The following is a 21,692-nucleotide window of genomic DNA, read 5'->3' as shown; positions in this document are numbered from 1 at the left end:
CACAAAAAAAAGAAGCAGTTCATTAACTGCTTCTTTTTTTTGATGAGGATTCTCGAACAACTAACTGAGGCGTTAAAATAATGCGATGATGATGTTCTTTTTTATCAACAATTTGGTTATGAAGACACCGTGCAGCATCTTTTCCTATTTGTCTTGCAAAAGAAGAAACGGTTGTTAGAGTAGGGTGACATACGGATGATTCCATGACATTATCAAATCCCACTACCGCTATATCCTCTCCCGGAACAATCCCTTTCTCTTTTAAACCTTGCATAACACCAAATGCAACTAAGTCGCTAAAACAAAAAACTGCTGTTGGAGGCTCAGAAATGTCCAGCACTTGACGTGCAGCTTCTACACCGCCGCTTCTTGTCGGACCGCTCGGAATAACAAGCTCTTCATCAATAGAAATTCCTGCGTTCTTTAAAGCCGAGCGGTAACCTTCCATTCTTTCTTTCCACGTTGTAGAACCGGTTGTTCCTCCTAAAAATGCGATTCTTTTGTGTCCCTGTTCAAGTAAGTGTTGAACCGCTTTTTGAACGCCTAAGCTATAATCTACCCCTACATAATCTGACTCCACCTCAGGCAATTCTCTTACTGCTAGTACTGAAGGAACATCTAAATGCTGAATTTTTCTTATCGTATCTTCCGATGTACCCGCAACAGGACATAAAATAATGCCTCCTACCCGATGCTCTAGCATCGTAGAAAGCAGCTGATCCTGTCGATTATCCGAATCAAACGTTGTACCTAAAAACACCGTATATCCGTCTTTCTCGAGCTCCTCGTGTACTCCAATTAACAATTCTGTAAAAAACGTATTAGATATATCCGTAATAATAACTCCGATTGTTGATGAAGTTTGAGATCTTAAATTTGCTGCAATACGGTCATATACATATCCTAACTCTTTCATCGAAGCTAGAACTTTTTTCCTTGTTTTTTCAGAAACACTTGGACTATTTCGCACAATAAGCGAAGCGGTAGCTCGAGATACTCCCGCGTGTTCTGCCACTTGTTGTAAGGTTACACGTTTGCGTTTACTTTGTTTCAATTTATTCCACCAACCCTTTATAACGCACCTTTTATAATTATTTTACAATTATCTAAAATAAAAGAAAAGCTTCATCCTTTCACGATGTTCTCTGACAAGGAATCAGTAACAAAAAAAGACGCAGCGTGGGGCTACGTCTTTTCTTCCTAATGCGAACTCATATAAAAATTGATAAAAAAGGCAATCGTGATCACATACATCATCCAATGAATTTCGCGATGACGTCCTGTAAACAGTTTAATCGCTGTGTATGAAATGAAGCCGAACGCTAAACCTTCTGCAATGCTGTAGGTTAACGGCATCATGACAATTGTTAAGAAAGCGGGAACAACTTCAGTAAAGTCGTCGAAGTTAACGTTTCGAATGTCACTTAGCATAAGCGAACCAATAATAATGAGTGCTGGAGCAGTAGCAACGCTCGGGATAAATTGAATAAGCGGTGCAAAAAACAAAGTAAATATAAATAAGATGGCAACCGTTAATGCCTTTAAGCCGGTACGCCCTCCTTCTGCAATACCTGTTGCATTTTCAATATACGTATTTAACGCAGTGCTTCCAAAAATAGCACTCGCCATTGTACCGATTGAATCTGCTGCAAGCGCGCGATTTAAACCTGGAATTTTACCGTTTTTATCTACTAAGTTTGCTTTTTTAGATAGTCCAATCAATGTCGCTAGTGTATCAAATAATTCTACGATGGTGAAAGAAAATACAACTGAAAAAATGCCGTAGGCAACTGCACCCTTTAAATCCATTTGAAAAAATGTTTCTCCAACGCTCGGCGGCGTAGCTGAAAAGACGTCTTTCAAGGAATGAGGAACTGCTTGTACTCCTACAATCATCGCTAATATTGTCGTAGCAAAAATACTTATAATGAGAGCGCCTTTTACATTTTTAGCCATCAGTACAGCTGCTAATATCAGCCCAAAAATAGCCAGTAAGGGACCCTTATCCATGACATTTCCAAGCCCTACAAAAGTAGACTCGTTTGCCACAACTAATCCAGCGTTTTTCAAACCGATAAACGCAACAAAAAGACCAATTCCAACTGCTATGGAAGACTTTAATACGTTCGGAATGGCATCAATAATCTTTCCGCGTATTCCTGTTACCGTTAAAACAAAAAATAAGACCCCGGATATAAAAACTGCTCCAAGTGCCGTTTGCCATGACAATCCTTGTCCTAATACTACTGAATACGTAAAAAACGCATTTAAACCCATCCCTGGACCGGTTACAATCGGGAAATTTGCCCACAGAGCCATCAGTAACGTACTAAATACAATGGCGTAAATGGTAGCTGCAAGAGCCGCTTCTCGGGGGATACCGGCGTCAGACATGATAATGGGGTTGACAATTACCATATAACTGACCGTCATAAAAGTTGTAAGTCCTGCTAGTATTTCTTGTTTTGGTGTTGTGTTGCGCTCTGATAGTTTAAACAAGCGCTCTAATATTCCGTTACGCTCCAACACGCGCGCCTCCCTACTTCTAAAAAAAATAAAAAATCCTACCTATTCAAATGTCCTAAAAAAGACACGATTTAGGAGGATTTTACGTTGCAAAGTAAAATCTTTTGTCCTATTATAGTCTTAATTTGTAGATATGCAAAGGTAGAAAACGCTATCAATATAAAAATTTTTATCTTCCGTTAGTTTGGAATTTTGAAAATTTATTTCTCTTATCTTTTTAGTCTGGTGCAAGAGTACTCTTTTTACTCATTTATACAAAAAAGAGATTAAGACATAACTAAATAAATCCCATTTAAAGACGAACAAATTGGATAAATGATCTGGACTGCTTGTGACACCGCTGTTGATCTTCATGCAAGGCTTCGCTTTCCGAGGGCGGGGGATGAGCCTCCTTGTCGCCTATGCTCCTGCCGGGGTCTCATTCCTTCCGCTTTTCCCTCAGGAGTCTACGCCTTGTCCTCCAATCAACAGCTAGAAGCAACTAAACAGATGAAACCTACGTTCACCTTGACAACAAAAACTCGAATTATTAATCAATAACGCCGATTAATAATTCGAGTTTTACTTTTGTTAAAATACTTTTATTCCAGCCTCTTCTTTGTTTTACATCTTATGAAATCAAAAGCGGGATTCTTTTTAAAAGACGATCAATCGAATGATTTGCTTCTTTCAGCACAATTCCTTGGTCAATGGTTTTTAACACGCGATTTTCCATCACAATTTCTCCATCAACCATCGTTAATTCTACATCTCCTCGCGTTGCTGAATACACAACTCTGGAAATAGGGTCTACGCCGTAAGATGGAAAAGTATGAAGCTGATTTAAATTTAAAATAGCAAGATCCGCTTTTTTCCCGACCTCTAAACTTCCAATTTCTTTTTCAAGCCCGACTGCTTTCGCTCCGCCGATTGTAGCCATTTCTAGCACGTGCTTTGCATTCATGGCCGTTGGTCCGTGCGAGGGTTTATGAATTGTAGCGGCCAGCCTCATTTCGTTGAACATATCCAAATTATTATTACAAGGAGCACCGTCAGCGCCAAGACTTAAAAATACACCTTGCTCTAATAAACCGGGCACATCTGCGATTCCCGATGCAAGTTTTAAGTTTGAGCCTGGGCAATGACTAACTTTTACTCCTTGATTCTTAATAATTTGCTTTTCTTGATCATTTAGCCACACACAGTGCGCTAAAATAAGGCGTTCATTGGCTAATCCTAAATGATCTAAGTACATGATATTTCTCATACCCGTTTCAGCTTCTACGATGCGAATTTCTTCTTGATTCTCAGAAGCATGAGTATGTACATGGACATTATATCCAGCTGATAAATGGCTCACTTCACGCAGCAAATCTTCCGTACACGACAGCACAAATCTTGGGGAGAATGCGTATCGAATACGACCGTTATTTGAATTATGCCATTTTTCAAGCATCTCTACACTTTCTTTGATCGAGTCAGCCGTTGTCTCCTGCAGAGCTTTTGGCAGATCATCGCCTTTTTTATCCATCATTACTTTTCCTGCAAGAGCTCGGATTCCACTTTGAGATATAGCTTGAAAAGCAGAGTCCGTATGATGAACAGTTTCCATATCTACAATTGTTGTAGTTCCGCTTTGAATGAGTTCGCCGATCCCTAACAGTGCTGAATAATAGATAGATTCTTCATCATGTGAAGCTTCAAGCGGCCATATTTTCTTCTTTAACCAGTCTAGCAGCTCTAAATCATCTGCTTGCCCTCTAAAAAGCGTTTGACATAAATGAATATGAGTATGTATAAAGCCCGGCACAATCGTTTTATTTGCTGCGTCAATGACTTTATCTACCTTTTCCGGATGCAGGTTTTTCCCGATGGCTGCAATACGATTTCCAACAATATAAAGGTCACCGTAAATAATATCATTCTTCTCATTCATCGTAATAATCTCTGCATTTTTAATTAATGTGTGCGTCATACCTTCTTTCCCCTCTTTCGTAACATCTATCTATTTCTAGCTCAAGCCGAACACTAACATCTTCAAGCAATCTTTCTTACACTGGTCTTATATATATGGTGTATGCTCTGAGTTGAATAAGTGTAGGTAACCTCATGGGCGATAGAGAGTTTGGGTAAAAAAAATTCCTAGCTGATTATACAGCTAGGAGGTTGGATTTATGATAAAATCCCAAGTCCCTTTTTCAAGAGGTTATACGAAATCGCAGGAGAATAATGTGATCTTGTATTTATAATATGGTGTTTTCAGTCTATATACCAGCTTTTTGTCAGAAGTTCTAACATTGTTTTTTTATTCTTTTTTATTATGTGACTTTTCTTAACACCCTTATTTTTCATGTTATGCAATTTATTTTCGTTTCTTCTATGTAATATTTCCTAAAAATAAAGAATCTATCTTCTGTTTCTATACAAAACAGAAAAGTTATTTTATGATTTGTATGATTAAAAAACTACAAATCTATATTTTAGAGGTGATTAACTTGGAAAAAATAAATGTTGGCTGCCGTTTTACGCTTTCCGTTATGAGTGATAACTTTATCGATATTATTTTAGGCGCATTAAACGAAGTGGATATGTCTAAAGTTCAGCGAAAAACGGACCGTGTTAGTACGTTTATTGAAGGAACTGCCAAAGATGTATTTGAAGTTGTGCAAGCCGTTTATAAAAGTGCTGGAAAATCAGGAAAGCATATTGTGCTGAATGCCACGTTTTCAACAGGGCAGCACGAAGAATATTTCGAAGAAACAAAAATAAAACCAAAAGAAAACACGTCTTCAAACCAACAGCTTTGTGCTTCGTTCCCTGTATCCACTCAATTTTCTTTGTATCCATTAGATACGCCGCATTATGTAGACATCATCAAAAGCGGAATTGGCGCAGTTAAACAACAGGGAGTATTTGCTGAAACCGTGCCTTTTGCAACAGCTTTAGAAGGAGATGTGGACAAAGTATTCGCTTCTCTATACGAATGTTTTATGAAATCTGTACAGCAAGCTCGTGTCGTGATGACAGTTAATATGTCAGCACACAGTCCTTCTTCAAAACGATAAATTACTTCGTATCTATTTATAAAGATAGAATACTAGAAAGGATTTATATAAATATGGCTACAAACAGAACGTTTTTTTCTTTTTTCCTGATAAGTGCGTTATTATGTCTATTAGTCGTGCCAAACTCTGTTATGGCTAGTGAAAAACCTGCACATTTAACGGTTGCTTCTTACACGCAGTTCTTGAAAGCGCAAAGTGATAAAAGTTCACTGTATGAATTTTCAAAACTGTCGCGTCAGCAAAAACAAAAAGTTGTACAATCACTAAAGGATCCATCTCTGTTAAAAATGGATATTGAAGAGACTAGCGGCACGGTCGAAGCTGCAAGTACAGCAGCATACGGAGCAAGAACGGCTTCACCTTTATTCAAAACAGCAGCTTATACGGCTTCTTATAAAGCGGCTGGATTTACAACAACAAAACTAACGGTGTATGTAGACTATTACACGAAAAACTCATCGGTGACTTCAGTCAAAAGTGTACGAGGCGTCGTCACGAAAAATGTAAACCCCCTTGTGTCTATTTCAAAAAAGAGTTCAAAATCTTGGGTGCAAAATAATCGAGCCTACGGGCAAATTGACTGGCAGTGGAAAATTGCAGCTAAAAATGCCGGAATTAAAAGACAAACTGCTTACGGTACAGCTTCCGGCGCTTCAGGCGGATCAACAGCTATAGTTAATTGATAAAGAGGAATAAATAATGAAAAAAATGATGTGGTGGATTGTTGGTATTACAATTGGAGTACTTTCACTAGGAATTCTGGTAGGTTATTTATCATTTTACAGCATATAAAAACAGCAGGTAATTTCACCTGCTGTTTTTTATCTAAATGTCATCTTCTTGTCATAAAATTAAAACCTCCACTTACAGTGTCTAAGTGCCTGTAAGAAGAGGTTGGGATCACAATTGTTAGTAAGCCTGGTCTCTTCTTATCTTTCAAGCACTGCTTGTGGGAGTTAGCACGGTTCTATAAAGTCCGTTGCCGAGGTTTCAAAGGGCCTATCCCTCCACCTCTCTTGATAAGAAGTTTGTCGAATTTTGTTGATAATTGTTGATAAGATAAATATTATGTTACATGCTGCACAAACAGATGTCAACTACTTTTCAGAAAATTGTTTTCCCTCTAAAACTATGATATCGCTACCATTACTATGACAACTAGGTTACAAATATATAAATTTTTTATATTTTTTTATCACGCTTTTACAGCTGACTTTTTCTCAAAAGAAGTAATAGCCTCATCTAGCATACGAATGCCGGCATCTATCTGTTCTTTTGTTACAGTAAGCGGAGGTACCATACGAATAACTTCACTTGCATTTCCGCAAAAATAAAATAACACGCCTTTTTCTAAAGCTAAGTCCAGAATCTCAAATAAGGCGTCTCCATCTCCTTCTCCCGTATCCGGATTAACAATTTCAATTCCAATCATAAGCCCTAAACCACGGATATCCCCAATAACTGAATGTTTGTCCTTTAAAAGATGCAGCTTTTCTAACGCATAAGCGCCCATTTTTCTTGTGTTATCAAGCAGTTGTTCTTCTTTCATCACTTCAAGAGTTGCAAGGGCTGCTGAACATCCAATAGGATTTCCTCCAAATGTTGTACTATGTGTGCCAAGGGGCCACTGCTTCATTAATTCTTGAGAAGCTACCGTTGCACTAAGCGGAATTCCAGAAGCAATTCCTTTTGCTATAGCCATGATATCTGGCACGACATCAAACGTTTGTCCAGCAAACCATTCGCCGGTACGGCCAAACCCTGTTTGGACTTCATCGAAAATAAGTAATATTCCGTGACGATCACAAATCTCTCTTAATTTCTTCATCCAACTTTTCGGAGGAATAATATAGCCGCCTTCTCCTAATACTGGTTCCAAAATAACGGCCGCCACTTCTTCAGGCGTGACTTGGTGCTTAAAGAGTATTTCAAAATCTTTTTCAAGCTTTTCAGGAAAGTACACATCGCTGTCTAGCTCCGCAGGGCACTCTTTTGGATTGGCATATGGAATTTGATACGTCAGTCCCGAAGGCTGCTGAAATTGTCTATATTTGCTTTTCGAGGTTGTAACACTTAAAGCTCCCATCGAGCGGCCATGAAAACACCCTAAAAAAGAAATAACATACGGACGCTTTGTGACATGTCTCGCTAATTTCAAGGCTCCTTCAATTGCTTCGGTGCCACTATTTCCAAAGAAAAAGCAGTCTAAATTGCCCGGCGTTACTTTTCCTAACTCATCCGCTAACTTTAATATCGATTCGTACATAATAACACCTGAAGGACCGTGCAATAATTGATCTGCTCCGTCTTTGATTGCTTTTACTACTTTCGGATGTCTGTGTCCTACATTTGTCGTAGCGATTCCAGAAGTAAAATCGAGATATTCTTTACCATCCAATCCATAATAATAGCATCCTTCTTCTTTCACAACGGGCAAATTCGGATGGTCTTTAGCCATCGTCGGTGCTAGCAATTCAGGCATTCTTTCAAATAAGTGACTCCAATCTTTTGACATACTACATCCTCCTTGAAATTATACAAATCAATTAATCTTATTCCGAAATATAGTTACTTATTAAACAATATTAGGAAATTCAGTTATACTAAACGCTTTAATAGAATAGTAATAAAACTTATTTTACTATGCATTTTTATTAAAATCAATTGTATAAATATTTATATATAAAATTAATATGCGGGGTCTCATCCCTTCCACTTTTCCCGCAGGAGCCTTCGCCTTTCCCTCCAATCAACAGCTAGAAGTACTTACATATATGAAAGCTACGTTCACCATCACCATAAAAAAATCCGAACGATTAATCGTTCGGATTTTCCCTCAACTAAAATACTACTGCCACAGCCTCTTTAAGTATATTTATTCAAGATGTTTGGCATCATTGATCGTTTCAAGACGCCATTTCCCACTTTCATAAGCAAAAGTTGTAATCGATGTATTTTGTAAAATAGTAGTCCCCGTTCCTTGTTCTCCGCTTGTTACATGATGAATGAATGTATTAATTGCCGCCCCGTGACTAACAACTGCTACTTTCTTTCCGATAGACTTCTTCATAATTTCCGTTAACCGCCGAACCATCCGTTCTTGAGCGGCTTCGAGTGTTTCGATATTATATAAAGGTTCTTCTCCCCAATTTGTTACATAGTTTGGCACAAGCTCATGCAAAACTTCTACGTTCTTTGATTCTAGTTCTCCAAAAGAGCGCTCACGCAGCTGCTCACAAACTTCAATTTTTTCTACTTTAGCAGCTGCTGCAATTTCCCTAGCCGTCTCCTGCGCACGAAGCAAATCGCTTGTATAGATTACGTCAATATGGATATCTCGAAAACGTTCCGCTACGCGTTTAGCTTGTTGCTTTCCCGCTTCGTTGAGCGGAATATCAGCATGCCCTTGAATAAGTTTGTTTTTATTCCAATCTGTTTGGCCGTGTCTAATTAAGTAAAGCATCGTAATCCCCCTTTAATCCCGTTTTAAAAATTGATAGACAGCTTTATCAACCTCTGAGCTTTCATGTAAATCTGAATGTGCTTCATGAAACGTTTGGAGATGAATGTGTTCGGTGAACTCTTGCAGTCCGTACGCACTTTCTACTGTTACCACTCCATCTGTCTTATCTCCCACATCTCCTGCTCCTGAAAAAACGTCGATTTCTTTTGAGAAATCTTGACGACTTTCATAAAGCTTGTTTAACGCTATAGAGTGAAAAGCTAAATCACGAGCACCCATAGATTCAATATGATTGCGTGCATGAGGATACATCTCCATTAATTCCTGATAATCTAATCCTTGAATTGGCGATCCTAACGTAACTAACTTTTGAATATGCTGAGGGTTAGACAAACTAACAGCTGCTGCTGTTACTCCTCCCATACTATGTCCAACTAAATCAACAGAAGATGCTTTATATGTATCACGTACATCTTGCATAATAGCTTCAATCCATTTTTGCTGCTGTGCAATACTGGCATCTGGCTTTTTAAAGACGATATGAATAAGCGGAAGTTTTCCCTCTTTTGCTTTCATAATATGCTTCCACTGAATAGCTCCATCTTTTTGAACAACGCAGTAACCTACTTTAGTTCCCCATCCGTTTTGTTCAAATCGTTTAATCATTTTCCCTAAGCTTTTTTGACTGCCTAAATAGCCATGAATAAATAAAACCGGCACATTTTTCGATTGGGCACCTCGTTTTATTTGTGGAGCAAAAATATAAAAACAAAGCGAAATAAATAGTATGATACTGATCAATAAAATTAACAGCCGCAAGTTCTCACCCTCCGATCGTCTGGTCCATTACACTCATTAATAAAAAAATTTGGAGTAAATTTTATTCTGATACGTCCTGTAAGCTGCAGAACTTGTCATCTTTTTCTTGCCAACGAGCTGCTCAAAGCGCAAACGCTTTTCCGTAAGCATCTCTGTTAGCCTTTGTTCTTCATTAGCATCCGTGCATATAGAAATCAATTCTTCTATTGTAGCTATATCTCGTTTCAGCTCTTGTTCATCCGTTATCATGTTTGCATTTTTTAATATCCTATACGCTTGGCGCAGTTCTTCAGGTATGTGTGACAAATCTTCTAACTTTAATGGTTTTCCTTCCCCAGGCAGCTTATCAAAGTCACCGTCTTTTATTGCTTGTCTAATTCTTTCTTCAGCAATTATATACGCAATATCCAAGGAAAGACCTCCTTTAAGAAAATATAAAATTCAACCTTACCTTCTATATAAAAGATGTATAATAAACACAGCTTTTATAACCGTATTTTTTATTATACTATGATTATAAAAATTGAACTACCTTCACTTCTGGGATAGACTATCCTCCCTTGGTAAAATGATTTCCAGAGCTTCACTCCTTTCACTATCAAACTTTCTTGAGCAGTTTCTTAACTAGCTGAAATTCAATAAACGATTCTGCATCAGGTTTTGTTATCTTATCTTACTATATTTATACAAAAAAGCCTCCTTACGCATGTAAGGAGGTGGAAAAAGGTAATCCTAAGGTCATCATGTTATGCCTACTTACTATAAAACCACAATTTGATAGCGTTTTCAACGTTTTTTTATTACTTTACTAATTTTCTTTTCGTTTAATGAGACTCCGTAAATATAACGAAGCCTCACCAAATTTCTACTCTTCTTTATCTGATGGAATCATAATTTCTCCTTCGTGCTCTTGTTTTTTCAAAAGCAGCTGGAGAATCGTTTTGGATAATTTACTAGGCTGATAAGGTTTAATCAGAAACTCACACACTCCAAGCTCTAACCCTTTGCTTCTTTCGTCTAAAGCAGATGAGATTAAGATAGGAATTTTTTCTGTCTCTGTATTTTCTTTGAGGTGTCTTAAAACATCCCACCCGTCTAACTTATTTTCTCCTAACATAATATCTAGAACAACCACTTCAGGCTTTTGCTGATGAATAGAGTTTAATGCGTCTTCTCCGTTGTTAAAATACCGAACATGAAAACCGCTTTCTTTTAATTCTACCTGTAAAAGCGTCGCTAAACTTTTATCATCTTCTACAATCACTACGCTTTTACGGTTATCATTCGCACTTATCATCTCTTCGTCGTACTGAACTTCATATAGAAGAGGCAGAACAACCGTGAATGTTGTTCCTTTTTTCCATTCCGATTGTACAGTAATGTCTCCGCCATGAGCTTTTACAATTTCTTTTACAATTGCTAATCCTAGACCCGTTCCGCCAATTTTGCGCATATCGGAGTTATCTACTCTGTAGAACTTGGTAAACAATTGACCTAGCGCTTTATTTGGTATACCAATTCCTTCATCTTGAATATCAATATAAACAGCATGCTCCTTTTGATACACTTTAACTGTAACGTTCCCTCCATCGGGCGAATATTTCACTGCATTGCTAATTACATTATTAAACAATTGCAGCAGCTTATCTTTATCTCCCATTACTGTAAAATGCTCTTGATCGGAAATCATATCAAATTCATGCTTACTTGTTTGTATTTTCTGGACTTCAACCACCTGCTTAATAAGCGGAAGAATGTCTTGATACTTTTTATCGTAGGTTTGTTTCCCAGCTTCCATTCTTTGGACGTCCAGAAAATCGTTGATTAAAGAAGTTAACCGCTGTGCTTCCTGATAAATAGTAGTTAAATACTTCTTTTGTCTTTCTTCTTTTAATGTTTTGTTTAGCATAAGCTCAGTGAACCCTAATACACTTGCTAAAGGTGTGCGCAGCTCGTGACTCACAGTGCTTACAAATTCCGACTTCATCTGATCAACTTCAAATTCTTTCGTAATATCACGATGAACGAACAATACGCCAAACATCTGACGGTTTCGATACACGTATTCGCTATAAACTTTTATAACTTTTCGCTTACCTTCCGTGTGCAGGTAATAAACAAAAGACTTTTCTACTTGCTCTCCCTTACAAATGGCTTCAACGTATTGTCTTAGCTGCCCTATATTTTCGACTTTTTGAGAGAGAGCATCTAGCCATTGATCGAGAGAGAGCTGAAGAAGCCCGCTTTGATGCTCATATTGAAACAATTCGCTAATCTTCGTATTCACTTGTAGAATCGTACCGCTTGTATCTACAAGCTGCATTCCTTCTTGAATCGAATTTAAAATATCTTGAGATAGCAGTCGGTCGTGCTCAGACTCTTCGTAAATATAAATTTTTTCAAGAGCAATCGTGATTTGTTTGGCCAATATTTCAAATGTCTGTAGTTCATGCTCTGTGTACTCATCCGCATAGCGACTGTAAAACATATAGGCTAGCATATCTCCCTGTGAAGACAGCACCGGTACGATAACATCATACAAATAAAACTTTTGCTGATGATATAGGCGCTCATGTTCTATACACTCTCTTTTTACTACCATACATTTTTTTGTCTTTTGCACATGATCAACGTAATTATTATGAAGATTTGCCACCATCTGTTGAACACTTGATGAAGATAGACCAAATGAAGCATGTGTCTTTTCATCGGCTAGCATAATAAACCCGTGATCAGCTTTCATCACCCGGCTCATGTTTGTGACAGCACTCGTGAGAACCTCTTGCTTGTGAAGAGAATTTGTTAGTCCATGCACAAATAAATTACGCAATTCCAACTCTCCTTCTCGTTCCTTTGTTAATTCTAATGCGTGCTGAAGTTCATCTTGCTGACTGTGCAATTCATCTTGCTGTGCAATCAGCTCCTCATTTTGAGCCGTTAACTCCTGTTCATTATTTTGCAAAGTCGATACCATTTTGTAAAAGGCTTGAGATAGCATACCAATTTCATCTCTTCTATGTTCATCAAATGTCATAGGCATTTCTTTTCCGGCAGCAATTTCGCTTGCCGTATATGCTAGCTGACTCAGTGGCTTTACAAACTTATTTAGCAGTATCCGTGTAAGCAATAATAAAATGACCACTGTAAACGCTAAAAATAAAATAAAGAGCGTTTGGCTTTTCTGCATGTCACTCGACGTATCATCATACTGTGTATTTAAGCCTTTAGTTAATTCATTTTGGTAGTCATCAAGTTCTTTTTGCATTTGTTCTATTGATTTAGAAGCAGCCTTCCGCTCAGGACTAGAGCGGACTCCTTCAATACCTTTTTTGTCGTAAATATCTTTAAAATAAGGAAGCGTTTGATTAAAATACGTGTTTAACATCACCGTCGCTTCATTTACAAACGTACGCTCACGTCTATCTGCGGCTAGACCTGAAAGTCGAGCAAGATTTTCTTCGATAATTTTTTGCTGACTTGCAGCCTCGTTATACATATCCTCTGAATCAAATGCAATAAACCCACGAGCCTGCAAAAAAGCTCTGTTCATTGATTTATCAATTGTAGATAGCAGCTGTGTCTTTTCCCGTACTTGTGCCCTGTACTGGGCATAATCAGCTGTGATTTCTTTTTGTCGTACGACAAGTACAGTTGAACCCGCCGCAAAAGCAAGTAAAAGGATACTTGCTAAGAGGATGAACTGGGTTGAAATACTTTTTCGTTTTAGTTTATTGTTCATCTAAAATTTCCTCGATACGTTCGGCTAGCAATAGGGGACTAAACGGTTTAGACATAAAATACGCAGCCCCTGCTTCTAACACCCGGCTTTGATCAGCAGCTTGATTCTTAGCTGAAAGCATCAATACTTTTGTATGGCGCTTATCTTTCATTTCTTTCAGCTGCTGAATGACTTCAAGCCCGGTGAACACGGGCATCATATAATCCAAAATAATTAAGTCAAAATCACGTTCTTTAATAAATTCCAAAGCTTCTTCGCCATTTTCTGCTTCCGTCACATCATGTCCTTCATCTTCAAGGGTATCTACCACTAACATACGAAGCACTTCTTCATCTTCCGCTAATAAAATTTTTGCCATTGTTATTCCTCCGCTTGTAGTCGTCCATACGTTTTTTGCAATATGAAGTAGGACGGCTTTATTCGTTCGTGAAAAGTTGGATACTCCCAATTTTTCCACTTGTATAAGTAAAAATCTTTTAATAAAAGTTCTCCTTTTTTCTGAGTCGGAAACGTATCTTCCACGTCATTGCTCTTCTTATTAACAGCTACGACTCCCACTTGAATTCCTTTTATTTTCTCGCTGGATTCTAATCCTTTTTTGGACCAAATATCTCCCATTATTTCTTTTTGACTCGGGTCTTTTACATTTAAAAGCGCCCATGGAATGCGAAGTTCAGCAATTCCACTTGATTCATTCACTTTAAAATCTGCTAGCGAATCAAATGAAGAAGAATTAGGATCGCTGTTTCCTTCTTGGAGCTTACCAGTTTCATAGGCGTCAAAAGGAATGGTTCTCTTGTTTTTCCCCTCTCCAATCGCTAACTCTTTGTTAAGGGCGAGCCTGATTGGATTAAACATGCCGTTGTCTTTTGTATCGGTTCCTTTTACGGCCGGAATCATTTGAAGCTGGTGAGCATATGAAAGATAATACGTATCGTAATAGCTGTCTATCCATAAATGACTGTCTTCTTTCCCGTTTAATTCTGCTACAAAATCAATTCCTTTTGTTTTTAAGGAAGGAATTTGAGAAATCTTTGACTGTCCCTGATTGTTAATCGTGTTAAACAAGAAATAAAGCTTTTGATTTTCCAGTTCTTTTGCACTCACGTGTAGGTATAAGTAACCTTCATCACTTGTAATGTTCAATGCTTTTAACTTCTTAGACGGCTTATATACCGACTTGCTGTTCAGCTTTTTCCAATCATCTGATTTACCGTCTACTTTGACTTTCAGCTTCGTTCCTGGATCAAAACTCAGCAGTCCAAAATGCTGCTCTCCCGTTTGCAAATTCGTCCAAAATGGCCTTCGGTTCGGATTGTCGTACTCCATCGTATTCCACGTTCGCTTAAACCATTCATCTTGCCATGTAAAGACCATACCGCCAGCCATTTTTTCTTCGACAATGTCTTCATATAAGCGTGACAGAATCTTTCCTTGTTCTTGTTCCGTGTGAAAGCCTTGATCCCACCCGTATACGTTTCTATGGGTGAGTCCTCGCGAAGCCGGAATGCCAAATTCAGCAACAAGAACGGGCATATGATGAACTTCTTTCATATTTTGCAAATAGCCTGCATAGTTATTTTTCTCTCCTCGATGATCTTGATAAGCGAGATAACGAGGTTCATAGTTTAAGAAATCAGGATAGTACGGATAAATATGATAAGAGGCAAATAATCCCGGCTCAAATTTTTTAGTTGCGTGAATTAAATTAGGATTAACAGACACTTTATCCTCGTCTTCAGAAGGCTCATATGGATGAGTCAGCAAATCCGTCGTCACCCAGTTTGTAAAGCTCATAGGCCGCTGCCAATCATATTTATCCTGCTCATAGGAAATTGTTTTTTCCATAAGCTGAGCAAGCCAAATTTCAAAGGGGTTGCCTTTTTCGGTATAGATATACTGCCCTTTAAAATCTTTCATTCCTTTATGTTTTTCATTTGTCGAAAGAGCTACCGTGGGATCCCATTCAACTCCTATAATCCAGCCCAAAACATAAGGAGAAACGTCTGCTGTATACGTTCCGCTAGCATGTCCCGTCCGTTTTGGCAGTGTTGCCTTTCCATGAATAACGTTTACAATCCTTTTCATTTCAGCTTCAAATTCTTTTGTATTTTCCTTTGTAAAAGCATCTTGTGAATCATAGAAAACTTCTTCATTCACCCATACTCCATGAAAAAGATAAATGGGTTCTTTGGCTTTTTGATTATACTCAGCAAGCGCTTCATAAAAGGCGGGAGGATGAATGGTGTATACGCGGATTGAGTTTGCGTTCATCTTTCCGATTTCTTTAAACCAGCGCAAATATTCTTCTTTCGAAATAGCAGTCTCACCGGGGAAATGTCCTGGCTTACTAATACCCATATTTACTCCTTTAATCAGCAAATCTTGCCACTTGCCATTTTGATAAACTTGCAAATAATCTTTTCCTACTTTCCCTGCTACTTTAAGGTCAGCATCTTCATAGATTTCCATATTTTTATTAAAAGTAACAGAAGCAGGCTGAGATTCATTTTGCTGGTGATCTATGATCTTATTCATAAGAGGCAGATAAACAGTCCAGTAAAAAGAAGACTCATCTTCTTTTCCGATTTTCTCTGTCCATTTCTTCCACACCGGGTAAAAAGAGGTTTGATAAATGGAAGGTACTTCTCCTTGATCTGCAAAATTTCCTGCAAAGTAATAAGTATCATACCGCTCTTTATTATGATGAACGACTGCTGGTATGGACAAAGGGATACCATTTTCCTTTAGCTTGTTTTTTCCTTCAGAATCCAAGTGAAAGACAAACTGAGCCTGCACATCACTTTTTTGCTGGGGTGTAATTACGTCAAACCAATATTGATAAGCAGATTCATCCTGTAAATTTAATGTTTTATTTCCTTGTTTTGTATATTGAAACCATACTGGATTTTCTTTTAATTCTTTTTCCGTTATAATAACGAGCTTATTGGATTCATTAACGAATAATAAGCCTTTTCCTGTAAGGCTCCACTCTTTGTTGTACTGCTTTTTGTAACCACTTTTCACCCAAGCAGGAACTTCTTCACTGCCGAATTCCTCAAAGTAGCGACCAATCCAGCCGGACCACGTAACATTGTACAATTCATACAGTTCTTTGCGAACATCTAAGGAAGTAGGGCTTCCAAATGTATTAAACTCTCCAATCAGCGTTTTTGTACGTCCATTCAGCGCTTTCTTAACGTAGCTCACGTCTTCAGAAGTCATGCCGCCGTACACCAATTGAGAGCGATCTCCTCTTTTAGCTTTTACGCCTAAATCTTCTTTGTATACACCATACGTGTCGGTGATATAAATCATATCTGCAGAGTTTGTTTTTGGCAGAGATTTAATGCTGTATGTTTTATCTTCTTTCGGGTAAAACCCTGCATAATCTTTTGAGATTTCATAAGGCTTCCCGTCTTTGCGTACTTTCGCTTGATTCAGCATCCACATTAAGCCTTGATGCTCTCGAAACGTTTGATCTGGCACTGTTTTATCAATGACAAGCATATTCAAATCAGCTGGTTTCTTTAGCTGCCAAATAAGAAATGGAGAAGCCGTTATTCCCATAACCAAAATAATGCCGCCGATTAATAACCATTTTTTCATTGTGAAACTCCTTTTCGCTGCATGTCTCCCCAGCCTTTTTTATTGCGAATAACATCCAACAATCCATGACAGCGCCATATAACAGTTAGAGGGCGATACCAAAAGGATTCAGTCAGGGAAAAGACAAATAGCTTAGCAATATCGGATACTTTTGGATATTTACGAAGGCTCCACTCTTCTAGCAAAACGGCCGCCATTGAATAAAGAGAACCATATACAACCATTAAAAGAAAAAGCAAATAAGCAAATTCTACATAAATCCCGCCTACAACTAGAGAAATAACAATAAACAAATAGCCTAACATTTCCATGACCGGCCCGATTAATTCAATAAACACAAAATAAGGCATAGAAATCATTCCGATGCTTCCGTATTTCGGATTAAACAGCATCTCTTTATGCTTCCAAAGACTATCAAATAAACCACGGTGCCAGCGGTTCCGCTGTCTTCGCAAATATTTGATTTCATCGGGTGCTTCTGTCCAGCATACGGGATCTGGAATATAAACAATTTGATTGCTGGTTTTTTTCTGTTTAATCAGTCGGTGCAGGCGAACAACGAGCTCCATGTCTTCGCCGACTGTATGAGAATAACCCCCAGCTTCAATCACCCAGCGTTTAGAAAATACGCCAAATGCTCCTGACACAATAAGCAATAAATTATGGCGACTGAGACCAATGCGCCCCATAAGAAAGGCACGTAAATATTCAATAATCTGCATCACAACAAGCGGCTGCGTATCAAGTCCAATCGATACGACCGCACCGTTTTCGATTTTACATCCGTTTGCAATTCGGATACTTCCCCCTGAAGCAATTACTTCTCCGTCTGAATCAATAATTGGCTTCATAACTTTTAAAAAAGCATCTCTTTCTAACACTGAATCGCCATCGATCGAACAAAAATAAGGGTATTTGGATAAATTAATTCCTGCATTTAATGCATCTGACTTTCCCCCATTTTGTTTATCCACTACATATAAATAATCGTATAATTTAGAACGATATACAGCTTTTACTTCTTTCGTCTCCACTTGCTTTCTCACAACTCGATTCATTTTCACAAGAGAAAACTCTTCGATGAGCTTTTCTAACGTATCATCTGAAGATCCGTCATTTACTACAATTACTTCATATTCCGGATATTCAATTCCAAGCAGCGAACGCACGCTTCCAATAATCCCGACAGATTCGTTATAAGCGGGAACCAATATAGATAACGGCGTTGTATAGCTGACCGCAAGCAAATCTTCATAAGGTTCTTCATCATTTAATTGATATTGCTTTCGCAGTTGAAAAGCCGAGATGATAAACATCATAAAATAAAAACAAAGCACAAAAATCATATAAGCAAATACAGCCCATCCACAAATGGACAATAAAAGATGCCAAACACTATTCCACAACCATAATTCCTCCTTTTTCGAGCCATTCTGCTGCCATATCTTTCGAAAACTTGTCATCAGTCGTTTTGTATACTTGAACTAAGTATTCTTTACCTGTTGGGATTTTCATCATTGACTGAGCAGCATTCGAACGCACAAGAAAATGAGAATCTTTTAGCGACTGCTCAAGAAGTGACAATCCCTTCTCATCTCTCGTTTTGCCTATTAGTTTTGTAGCCATCATTCTTTCTTGCCAAATACCTGACTGAAGATGGTTCGTGAGCTCTTCTATTCTTAATGGAAAAGATAAAGCATTAAGTGATTTCAATGAACGAATTCGCAGTTCTTCTGATGAACTTTTCATGTGCATTTTTAAGAAATCTATATACTCTAACTTATGATTGATACCGATCATATCGATAAGAGGCAGCTGAATTTCTTCTTGCAGGTCTTCAAATTTATTAATAAATTGCTGAAACTGCTCACTGTTCATAGTTCCAAACAAAGAGCGGTACATGAATTCAGACAGCGGTCTAGAAGCGTTTGTCATGTACATAACAAACTCAGGGCGATTCAGCTTAACTAAAATTTTTAAAATTTGATTTTTTTCAGCCGCTGTACTATTTTTTTTCTCATATATTTCTACTAATTGGTCTGTTAGCGTAGTTAGCCCAAAATCTTCAATAGCATAAAGGGCATTCATTCTGACACTCCATCTAGAATGATGCAGCTCTTTTTTATATTTGGGTGTAAACACCTTCTCCGCATAGAGCGTAATGTTATTTAGAATTTCATCGCCTTGTACAGCTGCAGAAAAACCGCTCAATAGTTCCTCTACACCCGCCAGCTCTATTCTATTTTTAGGCTCTACCCGATGTTCTTCATCTTTTCTGTATAAATAAATAAAAAGAGATTCTTTCATACTATCTTTATAGGATTCTACTTTTGCTCGAAAAGCGTTTAAACGCGCTTTTTGAATAAGTAAATAACTCAGAAAACAGACTAAAAGCAATAGCAACCCGCCAAATAAGACATATACCACTTGAATTGACATCGCCATTTATTTCACCTTCTTCATTAAATGACGCACGCGCGCTTCAAGCTCCATTAACTTAAATGGCTTTGTCATGTAATCGTCTGCCCCAAGTTCTAATGCTCTTTGAATATCTTGTTCGCTGTTTCTTGATGTAAGCATAATAACCGTATACTGATCGTGACGTTTATTCTGTCTTAATTTTTGCAGCACTTCTAAGCCATCCATTTTAGGCATCATTCCGTCTAAAATAACAAAGTACTGATCGCTAGAATGAATCCATTGGGACTCAAAGAATTCGATGCCATCTTTAAACACTTCTATTTTCACTTCATAGCGATCTCCTACATCAATCTTACTTAAAAGCTCTTTCAGCATCGTTCGAATGATAGAATCATCATCAATAATAGCCATACGAAGCGTTCGCTTTTTAACCAGCTTGCTTTCAGAAGAAGCTACAATTTTTTGACGTCCTGATTCCTTCGCTATATATAATGCCTCATCAGCTTGATGAAGAGCTTTTTCTAACGGCCATTCAGTGTTATGAACTTCTACAACTCCGCCGGAAAAGCTGCAATAAAACGAAGTGCTTTGATGTGTGAACACTTTTTTCACAAAGGAATCCAACAGTCTATTTAATACTGTTTCTGCCTCTTTTATATTGGTTTTTGGCAGTAAAAGAATAAATTCTTCGCCTCCATATCTAAAAATGTGATCTGTTGGACGAATTTCATGCTTCATATACTCTACAAATGCTTGCAGCACGCGGTCTCCCATAAGATGTCCATATCGATCATTTATTCTCTTAAAGAAATCTAAATCTAAAATCGCTAAACAAAAAGGATCTTTTAAACGGTCGTAGCTGGATAGCTGCTGACTGTAGATTTCTTTTAAATACGTTCGGTTATAGGCTCCTGTTAATTCATCAAACATTAAATAGGAGTTAAACATCTGCTTTCGTTCAATATGGTGACCAATTCGAAGCAGACTTTCTTCCATATCGAGAGGTTTAACAAAAAAATCATCGGCCCCTAATTTAAAAGCCTTCAAACGCGTCTCTCTTTGATTATCAACGCTCATCATGACAATGGGGACGAACAGTTGCTTTGTTTTATCACGTAAAAATGACAGAATGTCAAAGCCTGTACAGTCTTTCATATGTACATCAACAACAAAACAATCCGGCTTTAATTCGTAAAAAGCCGTAATGGCTTTTTCTTTAGAGGCAGTTGCTAATACGTACCAACCTTGTTTTTCAAACTGTTCTTTTAAATACATCAGCATTGAAAGATCATCATCCACAAGTAAAACATTCGCTGTTTGTTCACTAATTTCTATCGGTTTATTTATATCTTCTGCGGATTGAATTTCATCTTGATAACAAATTTTAATAATATCTAATAAAAATGTATTTAACTCCGCGTAACCCCAGGTTTTTTTCTGATTTTTTTCAACAGCTTCCATTAACTCGCGGGAACGATCTCCTAAATAATTCAGTCCAATGGTTGCAGACGTTCCAGAAATTGAATGCAAAAAGCGGTACACTTCTTCATGAGGTATTTCTTCATTTTGATCGGTCCACTCTTGCAGCTGCTTACGCACATTAGCTAATAATGCAATTTGATATTTATCCATCTTATACACCCTTTGTTCGATATAGTTAACATTTACCCCATATTACTCCATCCATTTTTTATAATATTTTGTAAGTAAATGAAATATTTTCTTGCTTTTATTTTAAGTATGTTTTTTTTAAATGAAAAGCAATTCCTTTTTAACCATACTTTTCCTCCAATGATTTTACTTTAAAATGATTCTTTTTTCACTCATTATTTTTTCTTCCCAATAGACACAATGACCTGTTATCTTCTTTATAAATAGACCTACAACCTTATTGACAAAATTAATGAGTCTTTGTTACCCTTATACACGTTGTGAAAAATTTAAAAGTGAATGCTAAGGAAAGCAGCCGTTTTGATGAATAATCAATCAAATCAGGTTCTTTCCTTTTTATATTTTTACTAAGGTAGATACTTTGCTAAATAAAGTTTCGCTTTATACACCGTGTCCTCTT

The 21,692-nt window shown here is 37.7% G+C and carries 15 protein-coding genes and 1 riboswitch; of the genes, 2 read left to right on the top strand and 13 right to left on the bottom strand.

Annotation, left to right across the window (positions count from 1 at the left end):
• Positions 1–22 precede the first annotated feature (22 nt).
• From POF52_RS17790 to POF52_RS17780, 3 genes are all read right to left on the bottom strand, one after another.
• Positions 23–1,054 (bottom strand): LacI family DNA-binding transcriptional regulator, encoded by a 1,032-nt coding sequence (locus POF52_RS17790; protein WP_013081964.1) that lies wholly within the window; start codon positions 1,052–1,054, stop codon positions 23–25.
• A 146-nt stretch (positions 1,055–1,200) separates the two neighbouring features.
• Positions 1,201–2,526 carry an NCS2 family permease gene (locus tag POF52_RS17785; protein ID WP_016763224.1) on the bottom strand — a complete coding sequence of 442 codons (1,326 nt, stop codon included), beginning with the start codon at positions 2,524–2,526 and terminating at the stop codon, positions 1,201–1,203.
• Between the two features lie 610 nt (positions 2,527–3,136).
• A complete protein-coding gene (locus POF52_RS17780) occupies positions 3,137–4,480 on the bottom strand; it encodes a 5'-deoxyadenosine deaminase (RefSeq protein ID WP_271993744.1) in 1,344 nt (447 codons plus the stop codon).
• 520 nt (positions 4,481–5,000) lie between these two features.
• Between POF52_RS17780 and POF52_RS17775 the strand changes: the two genes are divergently transcribed.
• Together POF52_RS17775 and POF52_RS17770 are read left to right on the top strand one after the other, a co-directional pair.
• On the top strand, positions 5,001–5,570 hold the full coding sequence (locus tag POF52_RS17775) for a YkoF family thiamine/hydroxymethylpyrimidine-binding protein (protein ID WP_016763222.1): 570 nt from the start codon (positions 5,001–5,003) through the stop codon (positions 5,568–5,570).
• A gap of 53 nt (positions 5,571–5,623) precedes the next feature.
• Positions 5,624–6,253 carry a hypothetical protein gene (locus POF52_RS17770; RefSeq protein WP_034654018.1) on the top strand — a complete coding sequence of 210 codons (630 nt, stop codon included), beginning with the start codon at positions 5,624–5,626 and terminating at the stop codon, positions 6,251–6,253.
• Positions 6,254–6,496: 243 nt separating this feature from the next.
• Positions 6,497–6,596, bottom strand: a riboswitch (SAM riboswitch).
• A 169-nt stretch (positions 6,597–6,765) separates the two neighbouring features.
• Here the strand turns inward: POF52_RS17770 and POF52_RS17765 are convergent.
• The 10 genes from POF52_RS17765 to POF52_RS17720 form a co-directional block, all read right to left on the bottom strand.
• Positions 6,766–8,085, bottom strand: coding sequence for an aspartate aminotransferase family protein (locus POF52_RS17765; protein WP_016763219.1), 1,320 nt, complete (start codon positions 8,083–8,085; stop codon positions 6,766–6,768).
• 360 nt (positions 8,086–8,445) lie between these two features.
• Positions 8,446–9,033: a histidine phosphatase family protein gene (locus tag POF52_RS17760; RefSeq protein WP_013081957.1), complete on the bottom strand. Its 588-nt coding sequence runs from the start codon at positions 9,031–9,033 to the stop codon at positions 8,446–8,448.
• A gap of 12 nt (positions 9,034–9,045) precedes the next feature.
• The gene (locus POF52_RS17755) at positions 9,046–9,852 is read right to left on the bottom strand and encodes an alpha/beta fold hydrolase (RefSeq protein WP_016763218.1); all 807 of its coding nucleotides are present in this window, start codon (positions 9,850–9,852) and stop codon (positions 9,046–9,048) included.
• A 36-nt stretch (positions 9,853–9,888) separates the two neighbouring features.
• Complete coding sequence (locus tag POF52_RS17750; protein ID WP_013081955.1) at positions 9,889–10,263, bottom strand: J-domain-containing protein; 375 nt, start codon at positions 10,261–10,263, stop codon at positions 9,889–9,891.
• Between the two features lie 454 nt (positions 10,264–10,717).
• On the bottom strand, positions 10,718–13,591 hold the full coding sequence (locus POF52_RS17745; RefSeq protein WP_271993739.1) for an ATP-binding protein: 2,874 nt from the start codon (positions 13,589–13,591) through the stop codon (positions 10,718–10,720).
• Positions 13,581–13,949, bottom strand: a complete 369-nt coding sequence (locus tag POF52_RS17740; RefSeq protein WP_013081953.1) for a response regulator transcription factor — start codon at positions 13,947–13,949, stop codon at positions 13,581–13,583. The genes POF52_RS17745 and POF52_RS17740 overlap by 11 nt, the downstream gene beginning before the upstream one ends.
• 2 nt (positions 13,950–13,951) lie before the next feature.
• Positions 13,952–17,200: a hypothetical protein gene (locus POF52_RS17735; protein ID WP_271993737.1), complete on the bottom strand. Its 3,249-nt coding sequence runs from the start codon at positions 17,198–17,200 to the stop codon at positions 13,952–13,954.
• Positions 17,197–18,606 (bottom strand): glycosyltransferase family 2 protein, encoded by a 1,410-nt coding sequence (locus POF52_RS17730; protein ID WP_271993735.1) that lies wholly within the window; start codon positions 18,604–18,606, stop codon positions 17,197–17,199. Before POF52_RS17730 ends, POF52_RS17735 begins: the two co-directional genes overlap by 4 nt.
• Positions 18,596–19,645 (bottom strand): HEAT repeat domain-containing protein, encoded by a 1,050-nt coding sequence (locus POF52_RS17725; RefSeq protein ID WP_016763214.1) that lies wholly within the window; start codon positions 19,643–19,645, stop codon positions 18,596–18,598. Before POF52_RS17725 ends, POF52_RS17730 begins: the two co-directional genes overlap by 11 nt.
• A complete protein-coding gene (locus POF52_RS17720) occupies positions 19,646–21,253 on the bottom strand; it encodes a GGDEF domain-containing response regulator (protein WP_271993732.1) in 1,608 nt (535 codons plus the stop codon). It lies immediately after the preceding gene.
• Positions 21,254–21,692 lie beyond the last annotated feature (439 nt).

Source organism: Priestia sp. AB (assembly GCF_028369225.1).
In the GTDB taxonomy this organism is placed as follows: Bacteria; Bacillota; Bacilli; order Bacillales; family Bacillaceae_H; genus Priestia; species Priestia megaterium.
The sequence above is the reverse complement of the archived record's forward strand: the minus strand, read 5'-3'. Positions and strand labels throughout refer to the sequence as shown.

Bases quoted from the DNA above. Each gene is read 5' to 3' on its own strand.
- POF52_RS17780 (WP_271993744.1), bottom strand. From the start codon at position 4,480: ATGACGCACACATTAATTAAAAATGCAGAGATTATTACGATGAATGAG.
- POF52_RS17770 (WP_034654018.1), top strand. From the start codon at position 5,624: ATGGCTACAAACAGAACGTTTTTTTCTTTTTTCCTGATAAGTGCGTTA.
- POF52_RS17765 (WP_016763219.1), bottom strand. From the start codon at position 8,085: ATGTCAAAAGATTGGAGTCACTTATTTGAAAGAATGCCTGAATTGCTA.
- POF52_RS17760 (WP_013081957.1), bottom strand. From the start codon at position 9,033: ATGCTTTACTTAATTAGACACGGCCAAACAGATTGGAATAAAAACAAA.
- POF52_RS17745 (WP_271993739.1), bottom strand. From the start codon at position 13,591: ATGAACAATAAACTAAAACGAAAAAGTATTTCAACCCAGTTCATCCTC.
- POF52_RS17740 (WP_013081953.1), bottom strand. From the start codon at position 13,949: ATGGCAAAAATTTTATTAGCGGAAGATGAAGAAGTGCTTCGTATGTTA.
- POF52_RS17735 (WP_271993737.1), bottom strand. From the start codon at position 17,200: ATGAAAAAATGGTTATTAATCGGCGGCATTATTTTGGTTATGGGAATA.
- POF52_RS17725 (WP_016763214.1), bottom strand. From the start codon at position 19,645: ATGGCGATGTCAATTCAAGTGGTATATGTCTTATTTGGCGGGTTGCTA.
- POF52_RS17720 (WP_271993732.1), bottom strand. From the start codon at position 21,253: ATGGATAAATATCAAATTGCATTATTAGCTAATGTGCGTAAGCAGCTG.